Source organism: Mesocryomonas lacus, assembly GCF_055730105.2.
Genome location: NZ_JBUZWF020000007.1, coordinates 209,885 through 227,119 on the forward strand (window position 1 = coordinate 209,885; position 17,235 = coordinate 227,119).

Sequence of the window (17,235 nt, forward strand, 5' to 3'; positions counted from 1 at the left end):
CGGGATCGTCATTGGTCCGCGTCGCCGTGGAGCTGCCAGTTTGTCGAAGGCATCGCACCACGCGAACCTCAATCCTGCGGGGCAGTCCGAACGGCAATCGCAGGACGTTGGAAAACCACAGAATCGGTCCTGTTTCAGACCAATTGTTTTAACCTGCGGAAAGTGCTGACACTTCAGAAACGGGATACTGCGCCGGGTTTCAGAGGTTTCTGCGCGAAGCAGATGATGGTGCTGCGAGGGAGGATTGAACTCCCGACCTCTCCATTACCAAAATTATCTAGCAGGGGTTACAGGGGGTTCTGCATGGGTATGTCGGACCGCTGTAACCCCTATGAAATATGACTTTCCGGGTATATGGTGGGTAACCAAAGAATCTGAGCGGCTACCAAAATGGTGCTGCCCATGTGCTGCCCACAGGATACGCTCGATTGTCCAAGCTTCGCCTCACAGACGGCCTCGTCACCCAGCTTTCTCTTCCGATCGGCAAGCTAGACCACGTCGTTTGGGATAGCGACGTCACCGGTTTTGGCGTTCGGATCAGGCCCGGCGGCAAATCCTGGATATTGGCTTATCGCCCTGTTGGGAGCGGACGGGCTGGGATCTTCAAACGAATGAAGATCGGCACGCCGGCGACTATCCGGACGACTGCCGAGGCCCGGACTTTGGCACGAATTGCGTTGGGTAAGATTGCTCGAGGCGAGGATCCGCTTGCTGAGCGGAAGGAGGCTCGGGATGCCGAGCGGTCGAAGCTTTCCGATCTTCTGGACCGGTACGAGCAGGACCTGATCAGGCGCTCTTATGTGGGCGCAGAGCTTCACACTCGGAACTTGCGAACCAAGATGAAACACCTGCTTGCGCGAGACATCCGAACGATCGCCGGCTCCGAGTTCGCGAAGGTGATTGAAAAGTTGAATGCAGCCGGGAGGGCGGGCGCGGCCCAGGACTTCCGAGCTCGGTGTAGGGCCTTCCTGACTTGGTGCGTTTCGAAGGCGCAGGTGCTGACCGTTAATCCGCTGGCCGGACATCGGAAGGAACGGTCGACTCGAGCGGACCGCGTTCTGAAGTCTGAGCATGGGCGAGCACTGACTGATGCGGAACTGGCACGCGTTTGGCTTGCTGCCGATCCGAGCACGGTCAATGGCCGCCTGCTCCGATTTTGGATCCTGACCGGCTGTCGCCGCGGAGAGGGAGCCGGCCTTACCTGGAAGATGTGCAATCTGGAGGACAAGGTGCTCGAACTGCCTGCGGTCTTCGTAAAGCAGGGTCGCGGCCATAAGGTGCCCGTCGCCAGCGCTCTCGCATCGATCCTGGCGGCGAACCCGGTCGACGCCCGATCAGATCTGGTGTTCGCGTCGCCGCGGACCGGCGGACTAATTTCTGGCTGGACGCAGATAACAGACCGGATCAACAAAGCCGCAGACGTCAATTTCCACATCCACGATCTCCGACGAACTTTCCGCACCGGCCTCTCGCGCCTCGGCATCGACACCGAGACGGCGGAGCTGGCGCTCGGGCATGCGCGCACCGATCTCGTCCAGATTTACAACCGCGATGATGGGGCCACCGTGATCCGGAAGGCATTCGAGGCCTGGGCATCCCACGTTGAGAAGATCGTTTTGGCAGAGGAAGGTCGGCGAGCTGCGGAAGCCGGTGTGGGGGCGTTCGCATGAGTGACGAACCTGGACCGCCAATCCGAAAAGATCGCTTGACCGCCAAAGGCCTGCGTCGGGGGCGTCGTCCACATTATCTCACGCAAGAGCAGATCGAGAACCCGATCGCCCTACCCGCAAAGAAGGCCCCAGCTTTTCACCGCTTGACCGTCGTAGATATCGTCCAGCAGGAACTCAGCAAGTCGCGGCGAAATTACGCCGCCGATCTTGCTGCTAGAACAGAAGCAAAACCTAATGTGGGGGCTGTCAACCGGGTGGAGAAACGCCTTGAACGTATCAAGGTACTGATGCGGAACATAAGGGGCATCGACCGTGTCGACTAGCCATTATGCTTACGCCAGGAGGTTTAGTCGGTCGAGACTGACCGACTAACCGGATCGCCTGTGTACTTTGAGGGTCCTCCTAACCCCAAGGACGCCATAAAAGTCCTTATAGAAAAATGACTCCCGACCCACGATCCCGGATATTGCTCGGCTGCCGGACGACGCGTCGTTTACACGTAGGCAGCTTAGCGAGTTGACCGACTTCACTGACCGAATTTTCAAAATGAGCCCGAGAAGGCCGCCGCCCCAAGATTACCATTGTCGAAGGCAGAGCAGACAAGGGTCCGCGATTTTTCGTGAATGGATCGACGGTGCGCCAAGGACGCTGGCCTCGCTGTAAGTCCCAAAACATACTGTTCCAGCCCGAGGACAGTCCGCACCCTGGTCTTTACGATAGATACCCCGAGTAGAAGCTTCTTACATGCGGCATCATATCCGCAGCCAGATTGCGCCTCGCTTTTTCGTCGGCGGACAGGGGCTGCCTGAGTCTGGTGTGGATCTCGTTCAGCGTCTCATCTCGGTCGATGCGGGTGAACTGCCCGCTCTCATAAATAACGATACCGTCGACCATCACGGCATGAACGCACTCCCGCCGAGCGCGATGTACGAGGACATCGACGAGAGCAATATCGGGGCTCTGGTAGGGGTAGGTTAGCCGCTCCCAATCAAGAAGAACGATATCGGCTGCAGAACCGGGCGTGAGCTGCCCTATCTTGCTGCCGAAGGCGGTGGTCGCCGCGCCGTGCTCACTTGCCATTCGCAAGATCTCGGCAGGTTTCGGAGCCGCCGTATCAATACCGGGTTCGCGGTGAACGTTCAGGGCTAGGCGCATTTCCTGGAGCATATCGCGATCGTCGTTGATCCCGGCCTCGTCAATCCCGAGTGCCACTGGGATGCCCTTGGCCATGAAGCGGTTCACCGGCGCAAGGCCACTCTTCAAGCGAAAGTTCGACGAGCAGTTATGACAGATCCGCGTTCCTGTATGAGCGCACAGCTCAATATCCGCCTCGCTCATCCATACTCCGTGGCCGATGGTGAGCTGCGGACCAGTCAGCCCGAAGCGGTGAATGTATTCGAGGGCTGACCCTCCAGTGCGCTTCTGCGCATAGGCCTTCTGGTACGGCGTCTCTAAGAGATGCATATGGACCGGCGCACCGGTTTCGGCAGCCATTTCTGCGGCGCTAGCGAGAGCAGCATCCGAAAGCCAGTGAAGGTTCGACGGGGCAATCTGGATCGCAGTTCTTCCGTCATTGGCATAACGCTGCCGCAGCTCGTGGAACACGGCGATCTGATCACGGAGGGGCATAGAGAAGCGAGCGAAGTGGGCGGCCATTGCCGGGCGCAGTTCCAGCGGCAAGCGCTCAAGAAAAGCCTCGTCCGCTTCATAGACAAGGCGGTTCTGGTCGCGAAGGGCGAAGGAATAGGAAGCCCGCATGCCGACCTCGCGGTACGCGTCGATCACGCTCGACGCTGTCTCAAGCACGGCCGGCACGCCGCCCGGTGCTCGGGAATGAAGATGCTGCACTGTGGTGACGCCGGAGGCGATCATCTCGAAGGCCGAGTAAAGGGTGTCGAGCCGAGGATCGACATCCCGCAGGGCCAAGCGGCTGGCGAACCAGAGCTCCAGAGGATGATCCGGCGAGCCAAGCTGCAGCGGCGTCAGCCCGACATGGTGATGCGCGTTGACGAGACCGGGAATGGCGACAAAGCCACGTCCCCCGATGCGGACCGCATCTGGATGAGCGCGCTCAAGAGTTTTGCTGTCGCCGATCTCTCTGACCATACCTGCCTCGACGAGTAACGCCGCGTCGGGCCGAATGTCCGGTGTACCGTCGACGCCGAAGCCAACGAGGACATGGTCGGCACGGACGAGGGTAAGGCTCATTGTGTTTCCTTGACGGATTGGGCGCGCTTCAGCGCCAGGCGAACTGCAGCCGGCACGGGTTCGATCAGATCAACATCGAACCTGCCCGCTAGGGCTCGAGCCGCAACTGCCAGCGGACCGCCGCCGATGACGATGGCCTCAGCGCCTTGGCGGACGGCGTGGCGACAGGCGGCGTCGAGAGCCTCAATGAGGCGATGCGGGTCGGCCATGACGTCCAGCGGATCGCCGGGAGTGAGATGAGTTCCTGCAAAACCCCTTGCATGGCCGTAGGAAGCGGCCGTCCGGGCGATGGCGGCGACCAGATCAGGTGTGGTGGTGACGACCGCGAAGCGACGATCGCCGAAGGCAGCCTCGGCCATGCCGGCCTCCGCAATTCCCGTGACGGGGACGGCGAGGCGCGCCCGCAGCATTGCGAGCCCGGGATCGCCAAAGGCTGCGACGACCACCCCGTCGCTGTCGCCGAGCAGCGGCGCCAGTGAGGCCACGGCGCTGGCTGCCTCTTCGAGCGCCGCTTCCCCGGTAATCAGAGCTGCACCAAAGGGAGCGGTAAGGCCGGCAATGTCGCGGCCAGACGCCGCCTCGCGGGCAATCTGCAGCATCGCCTCGGTCGTCGTCGGGCTGGTGTTAGGGTTGATCAGGATCAGTTTCATGCGACGGGGACCGCCGCCCGAAAGGCTTCGGCGATGTCGATCCGCCGTGCGATCCAGATCCGATCTTCGCGTCGCCGCAGCTCAGCGATGATCGCCTGGAACGCCTTGAAGCGGGCGGGCCGCCCGACGATCCGAAGGTGGAAGCCAATGTTCAGAAGCCGCGCCCTTCCGCAGGACGCTTCAGCTTCCAGCGCATCCAACGCGTCTACGACATAGTCCACCATCTCGCCCGCGCGGACAAAACCGTTCGGATGGAAGAACTTCATATCGTTGGTGTCGAGCGCATAGGGCACGACGAGCAGCGACGTCGCTGGGTCGCGGTATGGCAGGTCGTCGTCGAAGGCGTTGGAGGTATAGACATAGCCTCGCTCGGCCAGTAGGCGCCGGGTCCATGGGCTCTCGGCACCGCGGCAGAAGAACCCGCGCGGTCTTATGCCCGTTGCTGCCTCTATCGCTGCACCGGCGCGATCGAGATCGGCGGCCTCTGCTTCCGGTGTGTCGTAGTCCGCATGCGGTCGCCAGCGCCAGCCGTGACAGGCTGCCTCATGTCCGGCGTCGGTGAGCATGCGCGCGAGTTGTGGGACGCGTTCCACCGCGCGGCCGCAGAAGAAGATGGTAGCGGGCAGCTGGGCCCTGTCGAGGCATTCGGCGATGCGCCAGATCCCCGCGCGCATGCCGTAAGCGAAGATCTGTTCCTGTCCGGGGTCGGCGCGCCCAGGCTCGACCACCGAAATCACCTCCCCCATGCGCTCGGACCGTGCGTCGCCGTCACCGACCTGCTCCTCGGCGCCCTCCTCGAAATTGACGACAAGAGAGACAGCAAGTCTTGCGCCGTTCGGCCAAGTGATGTCGGGCCACTGCCCGGCATAGCCGAGGAGATCGCGGGTCACGGAGCAAAATCCCGGGATGGGCTGCGCGGCGTCCAGCGCTCGAGGCCAAGGCCGGCGCGCCAATGGTGTGCGATCTCATCACGGCGGGCGAACCAGACTCCTTCATGCCCCATTACGTGGTCCAGAAAGAGCTCAAGCCCGCGGATACGGGCCGGCCGGCCGATGATGCGCAGGTGCAACCCAATCGACAGCATGCGAGGACTGTCGCCGCCCTCGGCATAGAGCCGGTCGAAGGCTTCGATGCAGTAGCGGGCGAAATCCTCGGCGAAGGTGAAGCCACCGCGGTTGAAGAAGCGCATGTCGTTTGTGTCGAAGGCGTAAGGCAGCACCACATGGTCGCGTCCGCCCACAGCGACGAGATAGGGTACGTCGTCGTTGTAGGCATTGGAATCGTAGAGAAAACCGCCGTGCTCGACGAGTAGGTCACGGGTGCGGGTCGAGGTTGCCGATCGCGTGTGCCACCCAACAGGCGCAGTGCCGCCGGCCTCCTTAATCGCCGCGACGGAGCGGGCGATGGCTTGGCGCTCCTCCGCCTCTTCCATGTGCACGTGTCGCTCCCAGCGCCAGCCATGGGAGGCAATCTCATGGCCATCGCTCACTGCTTCCTCGGCGATCCACGGGGAAAGTGCGAGGGCACGGCCATTGGCATTTAGCGTAGCCTTGACCCCACGCGTCGACAGAATTTGGCGGATACGCGGCCAGCCGGCACGCGTCCCATATTCAAAATGGCTCTCCATGCAGAGGTCTCGTGCCCCCTCGGTTGCCTCAACCGCCTCGTAGATCGCCTCGTTGCGCTCGTCTCCCATACCGATAGAGAGCTCCGCGCCTTCCTCGACATTGACGACAATGGAGACGGCCAGCCGCGCGTCGCCGGGCCAACGGATGCCGGGATGGCGGCCCCGGTAGCCGGCGAAATCGCGATCTGTCTTCATGCCGCCCGCGCCTTCTCCATAAAGCGCTCCGTCTTGTCCTTGTCCCAGTGGAGAAGATCGTTGCGCTTGGCGCCTGCCCGCATAAGCGCGGTCGAAACCACGGCGCCGTCGGCCACCGACAGTGTCTCGCCGATATTCTCGTCGGTTACGCTGCCGCCCAGAAAGACCGGACGCGTGATGCCTGCAGCCTTTGCAGCGCGGATCCGTGCCAGACTGTCAGCATAAGTAGCACCGGTAATGACGAGGCCATCGGCGCCGAAGCGGACGGCGCCCGCCGCCGCCTCTTCTGGCGTGATGTCGATCAGCGGAACGCAGGTACGGTCGAATACATCGGCGAGGATAGCGATGTCGTCCCGCCGAAGCTGGTGACGGTAGGTACGCGCCTCGATGGCAAGCGCTTCCTTGCTTCCTTCGATTGTCATTGCGGCGCCGACGAAGATCTTGAGTCGGACGAAATCAGCGCCTGTCGCGTGGGCGATAGCCAGCGGCGCCACAGCGTCATGCGCTTGGACGATGATGCCAAGCGAGATTTCGGGGAAGCCGAGCTTCATCGCACGCCCGAGCGCGCTTGTGATGGCGATGGTCTCTGCTGTCGCCCGCCCCTTCTGCCTGGTTTGATCCTGCAGCATGATCCGGCGGATGCCTGCGCTTATGAAGACCTCCGTGTTCGCAAGGACGTAGTCCTCCAGGAAGGCCATGGACAAGTCGCGTCCGACCGAGAGGTCGGGGAGATGAAGGGCGGCGACGATCAGTGGATCGGAGGCGGCGGAGGAGAAAAAGCTCATGCGGTATCCATTGTGGAAAAGCGCGGAGCAAGACGCGCCGCGAGTTGGGGTTCGAGCGAGTCAAGAAATGTGTCGAGACGTGCACGCGCTGCGGAGCGGGTGATACTGAGAAGGTGGAAAGGACCGAAACTTTCCACGGCGAAGGACGCCGAGATCGTTCCTAGGCAAGCAGCGGCCGAGACGTCCTGCAGCAGGAGGAGGCCGGCCAGAAATCCACCGCAGAAGGCATCGCCGGCCCCAGTCGGGTCAACGGCAGCGACTGGAAACACCGGCAGCATGCAAAGCGTACCGTCTTTGTCGCGGTGGAGTGATCCTTCCGCACCAAGCTTTGCGACCAAGGCGCCGGCCCCCCTCGCCTGCAGCAATGCGAATGCCTCTTGCCGCGTGAGCCCAGGAGCCAGGAGCTGCAATTCCTTCTCACTGGGCAGGAGGGCCGCGGCCGAAGCCATGATCGCGCCCACCTCGCCCGGGCCCATGTCCCCGGCATTCGACCCAGGATCGACCGAAACAGAAAATCCGGCCTGCGACAACGCACGTGTCATAGCGACCTGCTCAGCAAGGCCATTCGCGGCGAGATGAGCGGAATTGGCAGCGAGATAGGCCGGCGGCACGTCCTCGAGGCGGACGGGATGAAGGCGACGGAAGGCGGCGAAATCGCTTCCTGTCTGCCCCCGTTGGCGCAGCCGCGCCTCAAGCGCCGCCGCATCTTGAGGAGACAGGCGCGTTCCCGGGTCTGCTGGCAGCGGGTCAGCCATCGGCGCGTGCAGATGGTCTGCCCGGCTGCCGTCCTCGCGATAGAAGAACCACTCGTTCTCCGTAACCTCGGCGGCTTCGAAGCGGATGCCCGAGAGATCGATGCCGCCGTCTTCAAGTCGAGTGAGAAAGCCGCGGGGATAGTTGGCAGGGATGCGCGCGACAATGCCGACCTCGTCAACCCACAGTCGCGCTCCGGCGGCGGAGTATACGGCGTTGCCGCCCATCGTCCGCGGCCCGAGTGTGCCGTCCGCCGAGACGACGGTGTCGACGATGACGCCGCCGGCGGTGAAAAGGGTGACCATCGTCGCCCTAGCTCAAATCCGCGCGGCGGGGCGCGCCGAGGCCGCGGGCCGCCCGTGCCTTGGCGAAGTGAAAGGCAAGAAGGTGCAACGGCACGATCGAGACCATGGCGGAGAGCGCCGTCTGTACGTCGGGCAAGATTACCGTTGCCGCAGCGCGGCGCTCGATCTCGGCATGGCCCGACGAGGAGAGGATCGCGAGGAGCGGCCCGCCAATTTCTTCGGCGACGAGCGCGGTGTCGAGCGCCCGCTCAGCGCTCGCTGGATCGGTTGCGACGACGACAATTGGGTCGCCTGCTTTCTGCGAGCGGTAGTGGTGGTACTCCTCGAGCGGGATGGCAAAGGCGTGGACCGGCGATAGCTCTCGTAGCTTGGCGGCACCGATCGACGCGGCGGCGAAATTCGGGCCAAGGCCGGCAAAGAGAACGAGGTCTGCCGCGGCCCATTGCTCGGCGAGGCCCTGCATCTCGGCATCCAAGTCGCTGCAAAGGCGATCGATGACGTCGGGCAACTCGCTGAGTTCGGCGAGGATCGCGTCCCGAGCGGAAGAAGCTCGGGCGATCGCCGCGCCAAGAGCGACAAGAAGCGCCATCGTGGCGTTGGTCGACTGTGTGGGCCAGCCCTTGCGCGTCGCATGCACCATCAGCGCGGCGTCGAACGCAGTCAGAATCGGGCTCGCCGGCGTGTTGGAAATGCCGATGCAGAAGGCGCCGCCGTCCTTGGCGCGGGAAAGCGCTTGCATGACGGCAGGGGTATTGCCGCCGGACGAGATGCCGATGGCAAGCGTATTAGAGGTCGCCACGCCGTAGGCGGCGAAATCCAGCGCCTGCGCCGACTCGACGGGAACGCCCGTCATCACTTCGATCGCATGGCGGACGCCGAGACCGGCGAACCAGGAGTCGCCGCAGCCGGCGATGACGATGCGGTCGATGCTCCGTCCCAGCAGAGCCTTAGCAAGGGTCGCGAGCACGGGCTCGGCGGCAGCGAGCGTATTTCGGATGGCGCTGCCTTGGCTAAAAAGCTCGGTGCGTGTGCGATCGACGCGCCCAAGTCGTGCGGCGTCGTTGGCTGTATCGCGCGAGGGCTCTGCCGTCAGGCTTTTGAGACGGCTGGAGAAATCAGTCATTTCAGGCATTTTCCGGTTGTTCGAAAGGGATTGCGTCAGCGTCCGAGGCGCTCGAGCCCGACGGCCTTAGCGATGATGAACATTGCCAGGAAGGACAGGCCGATCTCGAGCGAGGAGATGGCCGCGATCATCGGCGAAGAGTCGAACTGGACGAGATAGTAGAGCTCGACCGGCAGCGGCCGGGCGCGCACATCAGAGGTGAACAGCGAGACGGTGACGTTGTCGAAAGCCTCGATAAAGGTGAAGGCGGCAGCGGCAAGCGCGGCCGGGGCGATCTGCGGCAGCGTGACGCGTAGGAATGTCTCCAGCTTGCCCGCACCGAGATTGGCGCTTGCCTCGTCGAGCAACGGATCGAGGCCGGACATCCGCGCCATCACGATGCGGATGACGAAAGGCAGGCAGAACACCGAAAGCGACAAGACCAACATTAGGTCGGAAGCGCGGAAGGCGATGTAGGCGCCGAAGAACAGCGAAGCGATGCCAATGACCATACCCGGCATCATCTGTGGCGCCAGAAGGAAGGCATTAAGCCCTGCTTTGCCGGGGAAGCGGCCACGCACGCTGGCGAAGGCGGCGGGGATGCCAAGCGCGAGGCATACAAGCATCACGATCACGGAAATCCGAAGTGAGACGTAGACGGAGTCGATCAGCTGCTGGTTCTTGAACACCGCGCTGTACCAACGCAGCGAGAAGCCCGAGGGCGGGAAGGCAATGTAGGCCCGTGGCTCAAACGAGATCGCGATGACTATCAGGCTCGGAGCGATGAGGAGCAGGATCGAAAAAGCCGTGAGAGCAACGAGGACGCCGCGCCCCAGCCGGTCGCGGACAAGCATGATTTGGCGGGGCGCGGTCATCGGCGGATCTCGTTCCAGCGCGTGAGGCGATTACCGAAGGCGACGATCGCGAACACGAAGGCAAAGCAGGTGGAGAGAAGGAGGGTCGCCAACGCTGCACCGCGCGACCAATCAAGAACCACGATCGTCTGCTCGTAGACCTGAACGGCGAGAGTCGAGTAATTGCCGCCGCCGAGCAGCTGCGGGATGATGAAGTTCGTGTAGGAGACCGCGAAGACCAAGGCAAAGCCCGCCACGATCGCCGGCATCGACATCGGCACGGTGACGCGGAAGAAGGTCGACACCTGGCTGGCGCCGAGGTTCAGCGAGGCGTCCTCGAAGCGCCGGTCGCGCTCCGACAGCACTGCAAGCAGCGGCAGGATCATGAACGGCAAATGGATCTGCGTCATGCCGATGACCACCGCCGTCGAGGTATTGAGGAGCTGCAGCGGCGTGTCGATCAGGCCGAGCGAGGTCAGCGTCTGGTTCAGGAGGCCGCGCCGCCCGCCGAGGATGACGATCCAGGCATAGGTGCGCACGAGCGCGCTGGTGAGGAGCGGCGAGATGATCGCGACCAGGAGCAACGTCCGCCAGATGCCGGTGAGATGGCCATAGGCATAGGCGATGGGATAGGCGAGCAGCAGCGTCAGCGACGTCGAGACGACGGCGATCCACAGCGACCGCCACAGCAGCCGCCAAACGAGCGGGTCCGATAGGACGCTTGCCATGTGCGTAAATGTGAGCCCGCCATCCGTGAGGGAACCGCGCTCGATCGTGACGAAGCCGAAGGTTAGGAGCGTCGCGATCGGCGCTACCATAAAGACCAGGAGATAGAGGAGCGCGGGAACAGCCGGCCAGATGCCGCCGCCGTCGAGAAAGCGAGTAAGGCTGGGTACATGGCGTGGAGCCATGAGGGTGGCATCAACCATGACGGGGAGCTCCTGCCAGGACGATCGCGGCACCTTCGTCACGGATGCGGGCAGTTACGAGTGTTCCCGGCACAAGCGGAGCAAGTCCGGACTGGCGGGCGACGGCAGCCCGCAGCGGCTCCTTGAAGCCGCAATCGATTTCGTACTCGATGACCGGACCGAGCGCGGTAAAGAACCCGATTTTGCCCGGCCATCCCTGTCCCTCTCCGTGCGAGAGGTCGATGTTCTCCGGCCGGGCGACAAGCGTGGCTGCTCCGTCGGCCAGTGAGGTCGCAATCTGTTGCGGACCGCTGGTACGGCCGCCCTGGATTTCCGTCGGCACGAGGTTGGCGCGACCGATGAAATCAGCGACGAAGCCTGTCTGTGGGCGATCGTAGATATCGAGCGGCGACCCAACCTGCTCAATCTTCCCACCGCGCATGATGGCGATCTGGTCCGACAGCGTCATCGCCTCTTGCTGGTCGTGCGTGACGAAGATTGATGTGATGCCGACGCGGTCGATCAGCTTGCGCAGCTCGACCTGCATCGACAGCCGAAGTTGGGCGTCGAGCGCGTTGAATGGCTCATCGAGCAGCAACACCTGCGGCTCGAGAACGAGGGAGCGCGCAATGGCCACGCGTTGCTGCTGGCCGCCGGAAAGCTGTTTCGGATGACGGTCGGCGAGTTGCGTCAGCGCGATGAGATCGAGCGCCTCGTCGACCCGGCGGGTGATTTCAGCTTTCGAAACGCGTCGGATCACCAGCCCATAGGCGATGTTCTCGCGGATCGTCATGTGCGGAAACAGCGCGTAGTTCTGGAAGACGTAGCCAACGTCGCGGCGGTTCGGTGGCAGGTGCGAAATGTCCTCGCCCTTCACCAGGATCCGGCCGGAATCAGGGGTCAGGAAGCCGGCGATAGAGCGCAGGAGGGTAGTCTTGCCGCAGCCGGAAGGGCCGAGCAGAGTAACTACGGAACCCTTCGCTACCGAGAGGTTGCAGGACTGGAGGACCTTGTAGGTGCCGAACTGCTTCGAGACGTTTTCGGTGACGAGCTGACTCATCGGGCAAGGACTCCTGTGACGTTAAAGTTGCCCGAGGCGGGGCTCTCCATGTGGAGCTCAGCCGGAGCGAGCGCCGGGCATAGGGCGCCGGCGCCGTGTCCGGAAACCGCAACGGCCCCGATCCGTAGGCCCGTCGATGCCGCGGCGCTGAGATCGGCACCCGCAAGGCGCGCCGCGCCAATCGCCCCGACGCTGGCGTCGCCAGCGCCTGTTGGGTCTACGACGCGAGTAGAAAGGGCCGGCAGGTGAAACTCTGACAGGGTGCCGGCTTCGACAATGAACACGCCCTCGGCGCCTCGCTTCTGAATTATGGACGGCCCGAGGGCTGCCAGCGTCCGCGCCGCGGCATCATCATCGAGGCCAGGCAAGAGGATCCGGGTCTCCTCGCGGCTCGGCGCGAAGACGTTGAGCATCGGCAGAAGGGCAAGGATGGCGGCGCCCTGGCGCTCCGCAATGGCTTCGCTGATATCCGAGATCACCGGGACCGCGCTTCTCTTGGCACGTTGAAGAAGTGTCTCCAGCTTCTCGGCGGGCATCGGGCATGCGGTGACGAGACCAAACTCCGACAGGTCATCGGGGATCTCAGGCGCATGCCGTTCGCTCGCCTCCCACCACGCCGGATCAGCATAGTGGGCAGACTTCCGGCGGCCGTCCGCGCAGTGCTGAATATTGGCCCAGCGCGACGGACCGTCGCGATGCTGTATCCTCGTCAGGCCAACCCCCTCGCCCGCCAGCGCCGACAGCCAATGATCGGGAAAGTCTGGGCCGACCGAAGCGCAAAGCTCGACGGGTGCGCCGGCCTTGGACGCTCCTAGAGCGCTGTAAAGGCCCGCTCCGCCAGCCATCCGGTCGACCCTACCGTCAGCCTGGGTCACGGTGTCGTTCGAGAGGTAGCCGACAACCAAGAGGGGCTTGCTTCTCACGGTCTAGAGACCTGTGCCGAGCAGCGAGCGGCGCGTGAGCATTCGACTTACCCGGAACCGCGTCTCGTCGCTTTTGAGATGCAAACGCGTGTTCGGGTCGAGGTCTTCGGCTTGCGCCATAACATAGGCGAGGTGCTGGAGTGGCAGCGCGCTGAGCATCGGCGCGAGCCGGGGCGCGGTGACCGGCAAGGTGATGCGCCAGGTAGCGGTGTCGACAGCACTTGCTGCGGTATCGATCGCCAGCGTCGGGACGTCGAGGGTCTTCAGCGCACGTGCCGTTTCCCGAGCATAGTCAGCCAGAACTGGATGAGTGGAGATCAGGACGACCAGCGTGCCCACTGGCATTGACCAGTACTGGCTGTGGGCGAACTCCTCGAGCTCTCCGCTCCAGACCGGAAGCCTCGTAAGCTCGACAAACTTTGCCGCCCCGTAGGCCGCCGTACCCTTTTCGCAGCCGGCGGAAAGGATGCGGATTCCCGGAAATTGCCGCGCCGCGATCTGGGAGACGACGGGCACAGCGACCGCCAGCACCTCTTCCTGCGCCCCGATGAGTGGACCGAGATCGCCGCCAGTTGCACCGGCCATGCCTTCGGCAAGGAGCATCAGTGCGGTCAGCGTCGCCGTATAGCTTGCGGTGCCGCAGAGGAACGGTGCCACGTCCTTCAGGTCGAGCGAAATCTTCGTCCGAGCGATGGCTCCGAGCTTGCCGCCCTCACCGTTGACCAAAGCCAGAATGGCAAGGCCCCGCACATCGGCCATCCTGGCCGCTTCGACAGTGCGGTCGACATTGCCGGACATCGACACGGCAATGACCCGGTCATCCTCACGAAGGGTATCGTCCGCCAGCAGCAGATCGAGTGGACCGCAGGCTCGCCAGTCGAGCCCCAGGCGACCGGCGAAATCGCCAGCCGCCTCTGCTGCGAAATGACCGTCGCCGCAGCTGGTAACGAAGACGCGCCCCTTTCGGCTGCCAAGCGAAGCGCCAGCGGCCCGAAATTCGTCGGCGCGCGCCAGAAGGCCCGACAGGACGCCGGGCTGGCGCCCGACATCGTCCAGCATGGGGGTACGATCGGTCATGGACAGGCTCACGGTCTTACGATGCGAAGAGGCGGTCGAACTCGTCGACGATCGCCCCGCGCTGCGGCGCGATTATCGACCAGTCAACGCTCTGAAGAGCTGCCACCTCTTCCGCGCTCGCTGGATTGTAGGCTCGAGCCGCTTCCGGAACCGCGACGCCCTCAATGGTCGGGCCGAAATAGTAGGGCGCGCCAGCTGCCATCTCTTGGTACTCGACCGAAAGGATCTCGTTCATCCACTCGTTGACGAGCTCGGGATAGCGCGTGCCCTTGACCGCGGACATGAAGGAGATGACCGCGATCGGTCCAGGCTGCGGTTTGACGAAGGCAATCGGCAGGCCTTTTTCAGCCGCTCCCGCCGCGTCATTATTCCAGATCGGTGCCATCACGATTTCTTCGCGCTCCAGCATCTGTAGTAGCTGTGTCGGCGACCGCCCGACCTTCGGCTCGAGCTCCTTCAGCTTATCCCAACCGGGCTTGAGGTTTTCCTCCGATCCACCAAACGTGCGGGCCGCGGCGACAAGGAAGCCAAGGCCGAGATTGGACGAGGCGCGGGGAATGCCGACCTGTCCCTTATACTCGGGGCTCCACAGGTCCTCCCAACGGGTTGGCGGGGTTTTGACCAGGTCGGTGTTGTAGGCGATGCCGATCAGAGAATAGCTCGCCGGCACACCGTAGCCCTGGCTTTTCTTGACCAGCGAGGCCACGACCTTCGACGCATTCGGCACCGCTGCGGCATCGAGCTTCTCGATATACTGGTCCTTGATGGCGATGAGGTGCGGCGGCTCGCCATTCGGCATGGCGTCGAACGGAGAGAACCCCTGGGCGGCCTTTATCTGCGCAACGACGTCCTGGCTCTCGCTTGGCACGAGGCGGATCTTAAGGCCGGGGTGCTTCGCTTCCATCCGCCGTGCCAACCACTGATGCGGCTCCTGCAGCGAGCCGGCGAAGGAAACGATGACAAGTTCTTTTGCTTCCTGCGCGCGAGCAAAGCCGGGCAGCGCGAGCGCGGCGCCGAACGCGGCGCTCGACTGAAGGAAACGGCGGCGGTTGGTCGATAGGGTCATAGCGTCGGATTCCCTGAAAGGATGCGAAGAGTTAGACGGCGAAGGTGCGATCGAAGCGTTCGACCAGATCGCCCCGGATCGGGACGATCTTTGGCCAGTCGATGGTCTGCAGCGCTGCGACCTCCTCAGGCTTGGCGGGGGTGTAGGGAGCGGCTTCCGCAGGCACCTCGACACCCCTGACAGTCGGGCCGAAGTAGAAGGGCGCCGCGGCAGCGCGCGCTTGGTATTCGGGGCTCAAGATGCCGTCGAGCCATTCAGCGACGAGCTCCGGATGGCGGGTCTCGGCATAGCCGGAGAAGAAGGAGATGATGGCGATCGCGCCGGGCTCCGGCTTGACGAAGGCGATCGGCAGTCCTTTCTGAGCGGCCGCGGCGGTATTGTTGTTCCAGAGCGGGCAGATCGCGATTTCCTCGCGCTCCAGCATCTGCGTCAGCGCCGCCGGCGAGCGTGCAGCTTTCGGCGCCAGTTCCTGCAGCTTCTGCCAGCCAATATCGAGATTGGACTCGGAGCCGCCATACGTTTTGGCGGCAATGGCGAGTGTCGCAAGGCCGAGATTGGAAGAGGTACGGGCAATGCCAACCTGGCCTCGAAACTCCGGGCGCCAGAGATCGGCCCACGTGGTCGGCGGCGTCTTCACCAAATCAGTGTTGTAGGCGATGCCGACGAGCGAGTAGGTCGCGGGAACCCCGACGCCACCGCTCTTGGCAAGTAGCTCGGGATAGGCGTTGGCGAGATTGGGGATCTGCGCATCATCGCGCTTGGCAAGGTATCCCTCGGCAATGCCGATAAGATGCGGCGGTTCATCGTTCGGCCCAGCGTCGAACGGTGAATATCCCTGCGCCGCCTTGATCTGGGCTACGATGTCCTGGCTGTCTGATGGCACCAGGCGGATGGTCAGCCCCTTGTGACGCGCCTCCATCTGGTCGGCAAGCCAGCGGTGCGGCCCCGACAGAGCGCCCGGATAAGTGACAATCACCATTTCCCGCGCTTCTTCAGCGGCGGCAAGCCGAGCGCCCGCTGCCAAAGCTACGACCCCACCACCGACCAAGTAGATAGCCCTGCGCCTGTCGATCATCATGCAGAAATCCTCATCTCTCAAGTAATCAGGAAGTTTTGGCGCAATAGGGATCCTGCACTCGCCGACGGACATGCCGACGAGACGAGTGTGATTCCGTAGCAAGGAGCTCATCTTGGCGTTAAGCCAGATGGGCGAGCTATCTAAAGAAGATTAGCGGTGTCACCGACGCATTGCGCTAAAACGCGCGCAATATCAGCGTCTTGAGCCTTGGATAGCAGACAGCAGCACTACGAAGAGACGCGATGAACGCGACTGCCACCGAGCACTACGCCGACCTTTCGACAAACACTTCCGCCCCTGCGCAGTGCGCGGGTAGCTCAACGTCCCGAAGTGATCGGCAGCATGATCCATGTCTGGATGCTTACATAAGGGAGAAATGTACGCAACAAGGAAATTAAATACTGCTGCTGAATGATTTAGCACGAGCTGCCTGCGATTGAGGCGGTCGGCGAATTGCAGGGACCTGCTCGGAACAGGACGCAGCCTTTCCGTCACCGATCTAGCCGGCCTTGCGCTGGCAAGGTCTTTCCGGGGGTGCGCCTGAAGGGGCCCGAAAGCGGACGTTACAAAGACGCACGGGCTTCACTAGATGAGCAGCGAGTTTCGATCCTCCTCAGAATAGATCGGGCTCTGGTCAGATCTGAGTAGTCGAAATGTTATCCCGGCTATCGAAGTCACGACGGCGTATTCAGCAGACGGAACCGTTCGACGGCGGTCGAACGCCCCGTGTGCGACTGGACCCAAGGTAAGATTCAAGAACGGGGATTTTCGCTAAGCACCTCAGAAGGGCCTGAACAGCCTCACCGGACTGAACCTTAATACTAAGAACCCCGCTTCTCTCGAAATACTCGGAACAGACAATGCTCGAAATGATGCCGGTTCACACTCGATAATCAGGTTGAAGTAGCAGGCCCGTCACAATCGCCACGAGCCTGACTGTTGATTATCGTTGCGCTTCCATAATAGCAGGCAAT

At 62.8% G+C, this 17,235-nt stretch carries 16 protein-coding genes; 2 read left to right on the top strand and 14 right to left on the bottom strand.

All coding sequences use genetic code 11. The annotated features are described in order from the left end of the window. The first annotated feature begins 428 nt into the window (after positions 1-428). Both ACZLZQ_RS21245 and ACZLZQ_RS21250 read left to right on the top strand, forming a co-directional pair. Positions 429-1,670, top strand: coding sequence for a tyrosine-type recombinase/integrase (locus ACZLZQ_RS21245; protein WP_472951080.1), 1,242 nt, complete (start codon positions 429-431; stop codon positions 1,668-1,670). Continuing rightward, a complete protein-coding gene (locus ACZLZQ_RS21250) occupies positions 1,667-1,993 on the top strand; it encodes a hypothetical protein (protein WP_472951081.1) in 327 nt (108 codons plus the stop codon). The genes ACZLZQ_RS21245 and ACZLZQ_RS21250 overlap by 4 nt, the downstream gene beginning before the upstream one ends. A gap of 388 nt (positions 1,994-2,381) precedes the next feature. Here ACZLZQ_RS21250 and ACZLZQ_RS21255 read toward each other — a convergent pair whose 3' ends face one another. The 14 genes from ACZLZQ_RS21255 to ACZLZQ_RS21320 are packed head-to-tail and all read right to left on the bottom strand — an operon-like array spanning position 2,382 to position 16,162. After that, positions 2,382-3,878: an amidohydrolase family protein gene (locus tag ACZLZQ_RS21255; RefSeq protein ID WP_472951082.1), complete on the bottom strand. Its 1,497-nt coding sequence runs from the start codon at positions 3,876-3,878 to the stop codon at positions 2,382-2,384. After that, complete coding sequence (locus ACZLZQ_RS21260; protein ID WP_472951083.1) at positions 3,875-4,528, bottom strand: aspartate/glutamate racemase family protein; 654 nt, start codon at positions 4,526-4,528, stop codon at positions 3,875-3,877. The genes ACZLZQ_RS21255 and ACZLZQ_RS21260 overlap by 4 nt, the downstream gene beginning before the upstream one ends. Beyond that, positions 4,525-5,418 carry a polysaccharide deacetylase family protein gene (locus ACZLZQ_RS21265; protein WP_472951084.1) on the bottom strand — a complete coding sequence of 298 codons (894 nt, stop codon included), beginning with the start codon at positions 5,416-5,418 and terminating at the stop codon, positions 4,525-4,527. The genes ACZLZQ_RS21260 and ACZLZQ_RS21265 overlap by 4 nt, the downstream gene beginning before the upstream one ends. Continuing rightward, positions 5,415-6,350, bottom strand: a complete 936-nt coding sequence (locus ACZLZQ_RS21270; RefSeq protein ID WP_472951085.1) for a polysaccharide deacetylase family protein — start codon at positions 6,348-6,350, stop codon at positions 5,415-5,417. The genes ACZLZQ_RS21265 and ACZLZQ_RS21270 overlap by 4 nt, the downstream gene beginning before the upstream one ends. Continuing rightward, the gene (locus tag ACZLZQ_RS21275; RefSeq protein WP_472951086.1) at positions 6,347-7,135 is read right to left on the bottom strand and encodes a BtpA/SgcQ family protein; all 789 of its coding nucleotides are present in this window, start codon (positions 7,133-7,135) and stop codon (positions 6,347-6,349) included. The genes ACZLZQ_RS21270 and ACZLZQ_RS21275 overlap by 4 nt, the downstream gene beginning before the upstream one ends. Beyond that, on the bottom strand, positions 7,132-8,193 hold the full coding sequence (locus ACZLZQ_RS21280; protein WP_472951087.1) for a carbohydrate kinase family protein: 1,062 nt from the start codon (positions 8,191-8,193) through the stop codon (positions 7,132-7,134). The genes ACZLZQ_RS21275 and ACZLZQ_RS21280 overlap by 4 nt, the downstream gene beginning before the upstream one ends. A gap of 7 nt (positions 8,194-8,200) precedes the next feature. Further along, entirely contained in the window at positions 8,201-9,316 is a 1,116-nt protein-coding gene (locus tag ACZLZQ_RS21285) for an SIS domain-containing protein (RefSeq protein ID WP_472951088.1), read from the bottom strand. A gap of 35 nt (positions 9,317-9,351) precedes the next feature. Beyond that, complete coding sequence (locus ACZLZQ_RS21290; RefSeq protein WP_472951089.1) at positions 9,352-10,170, bottom strand: ABC transporter permease; 819 nt, start codon at positions 10,168-10,170, stop codon at positions 9,352-9,354. Beyond that, positions 10,167-11,078, bottom strand: coding sequence for an ABC transporter permease (locus tag ACZLZQ_RS21295; protein ID WP_472951090.1), 912 nt, complete (start codon positions 11,076-11,078; stop codon positions 10,167-10,169). The genes ACZLZQ_RS21290 and ACZLZQ_RS21295 overlap by 4 nt, the downstream gene beginning before the upstream one ends. Then, positions 11,071-12,117, bottom strand: a complete 1,047-nt coding sequence (locus ACZLZQ_RS21300) for an ABC transporter ATP-binding protein (protein ID WP_472951091.1) — start codon at positions 12,115-12,117, stop codon at positions 11,071-11,073. The genes ACZLZQ_RS21295 and ACZLZQ_RS21300 overlap by 8 nt, the downstream gene beginning before the upstream one ends. After that, positions 12,114-13,040 (bottom strand): carbohydrate kinase family protein, encoded by a 927-nt coding sequence (locus tag ACZLZQ_RS21305; protein WP_472951092.1) that lies wholly within the window; start codon positions 13,038-13,040, stop codon positions 12,114-12,116. Before ACZLZQ_RS21305 ends, ACZLZQ_RS21300 begins: the two co-directional genes overlap by 4 nt. 3 nt (positions 13,041-13,043) lie before the next feature. Then, complete coding sequence (locus tag ACZLZQ_RS21310; RefSeq protein WP_472951093.1) at positions 13,044-14,117, bottom strand: SIS domain-containing protein; 1,074 nt, start codon at positions 14,115-14,117, stop codon at positions 13,044-13,046. A gap of 16 nt (positions 14,118-14,133) precedes the next feature. Next, the gene (locus ACZLZQ_RS21315; protein ID WP_472951094.1) at positions 14,134-15,183 is read right to left on the bottom strand and encodes an ABC transporter substrate-binding protein; all 1,050 of its coding nucleotides are present in this window, start codon (positions 15,181-15,183) and stop codon (positions 14,134-14,136) included. A gap of 31 nt (positions 15,184-15,214) precedes the next feature. Further along, positions 15,215-16,162 carry an extracellular solute-binding protein gene (locus tag ACZLZQ_RS21320; RefSeq protein WP_472951095.1) on the bottom strand — a complete coding sequence of 316 codons (948 nt, stop codon included), beginning with the start codon at positions 16,160-16,162 and terminating at the stop codon, positions 15,215-15,217. Between the last annotated feature and the right edge of the window lie 1,073 nt (positions 16,163-17,235).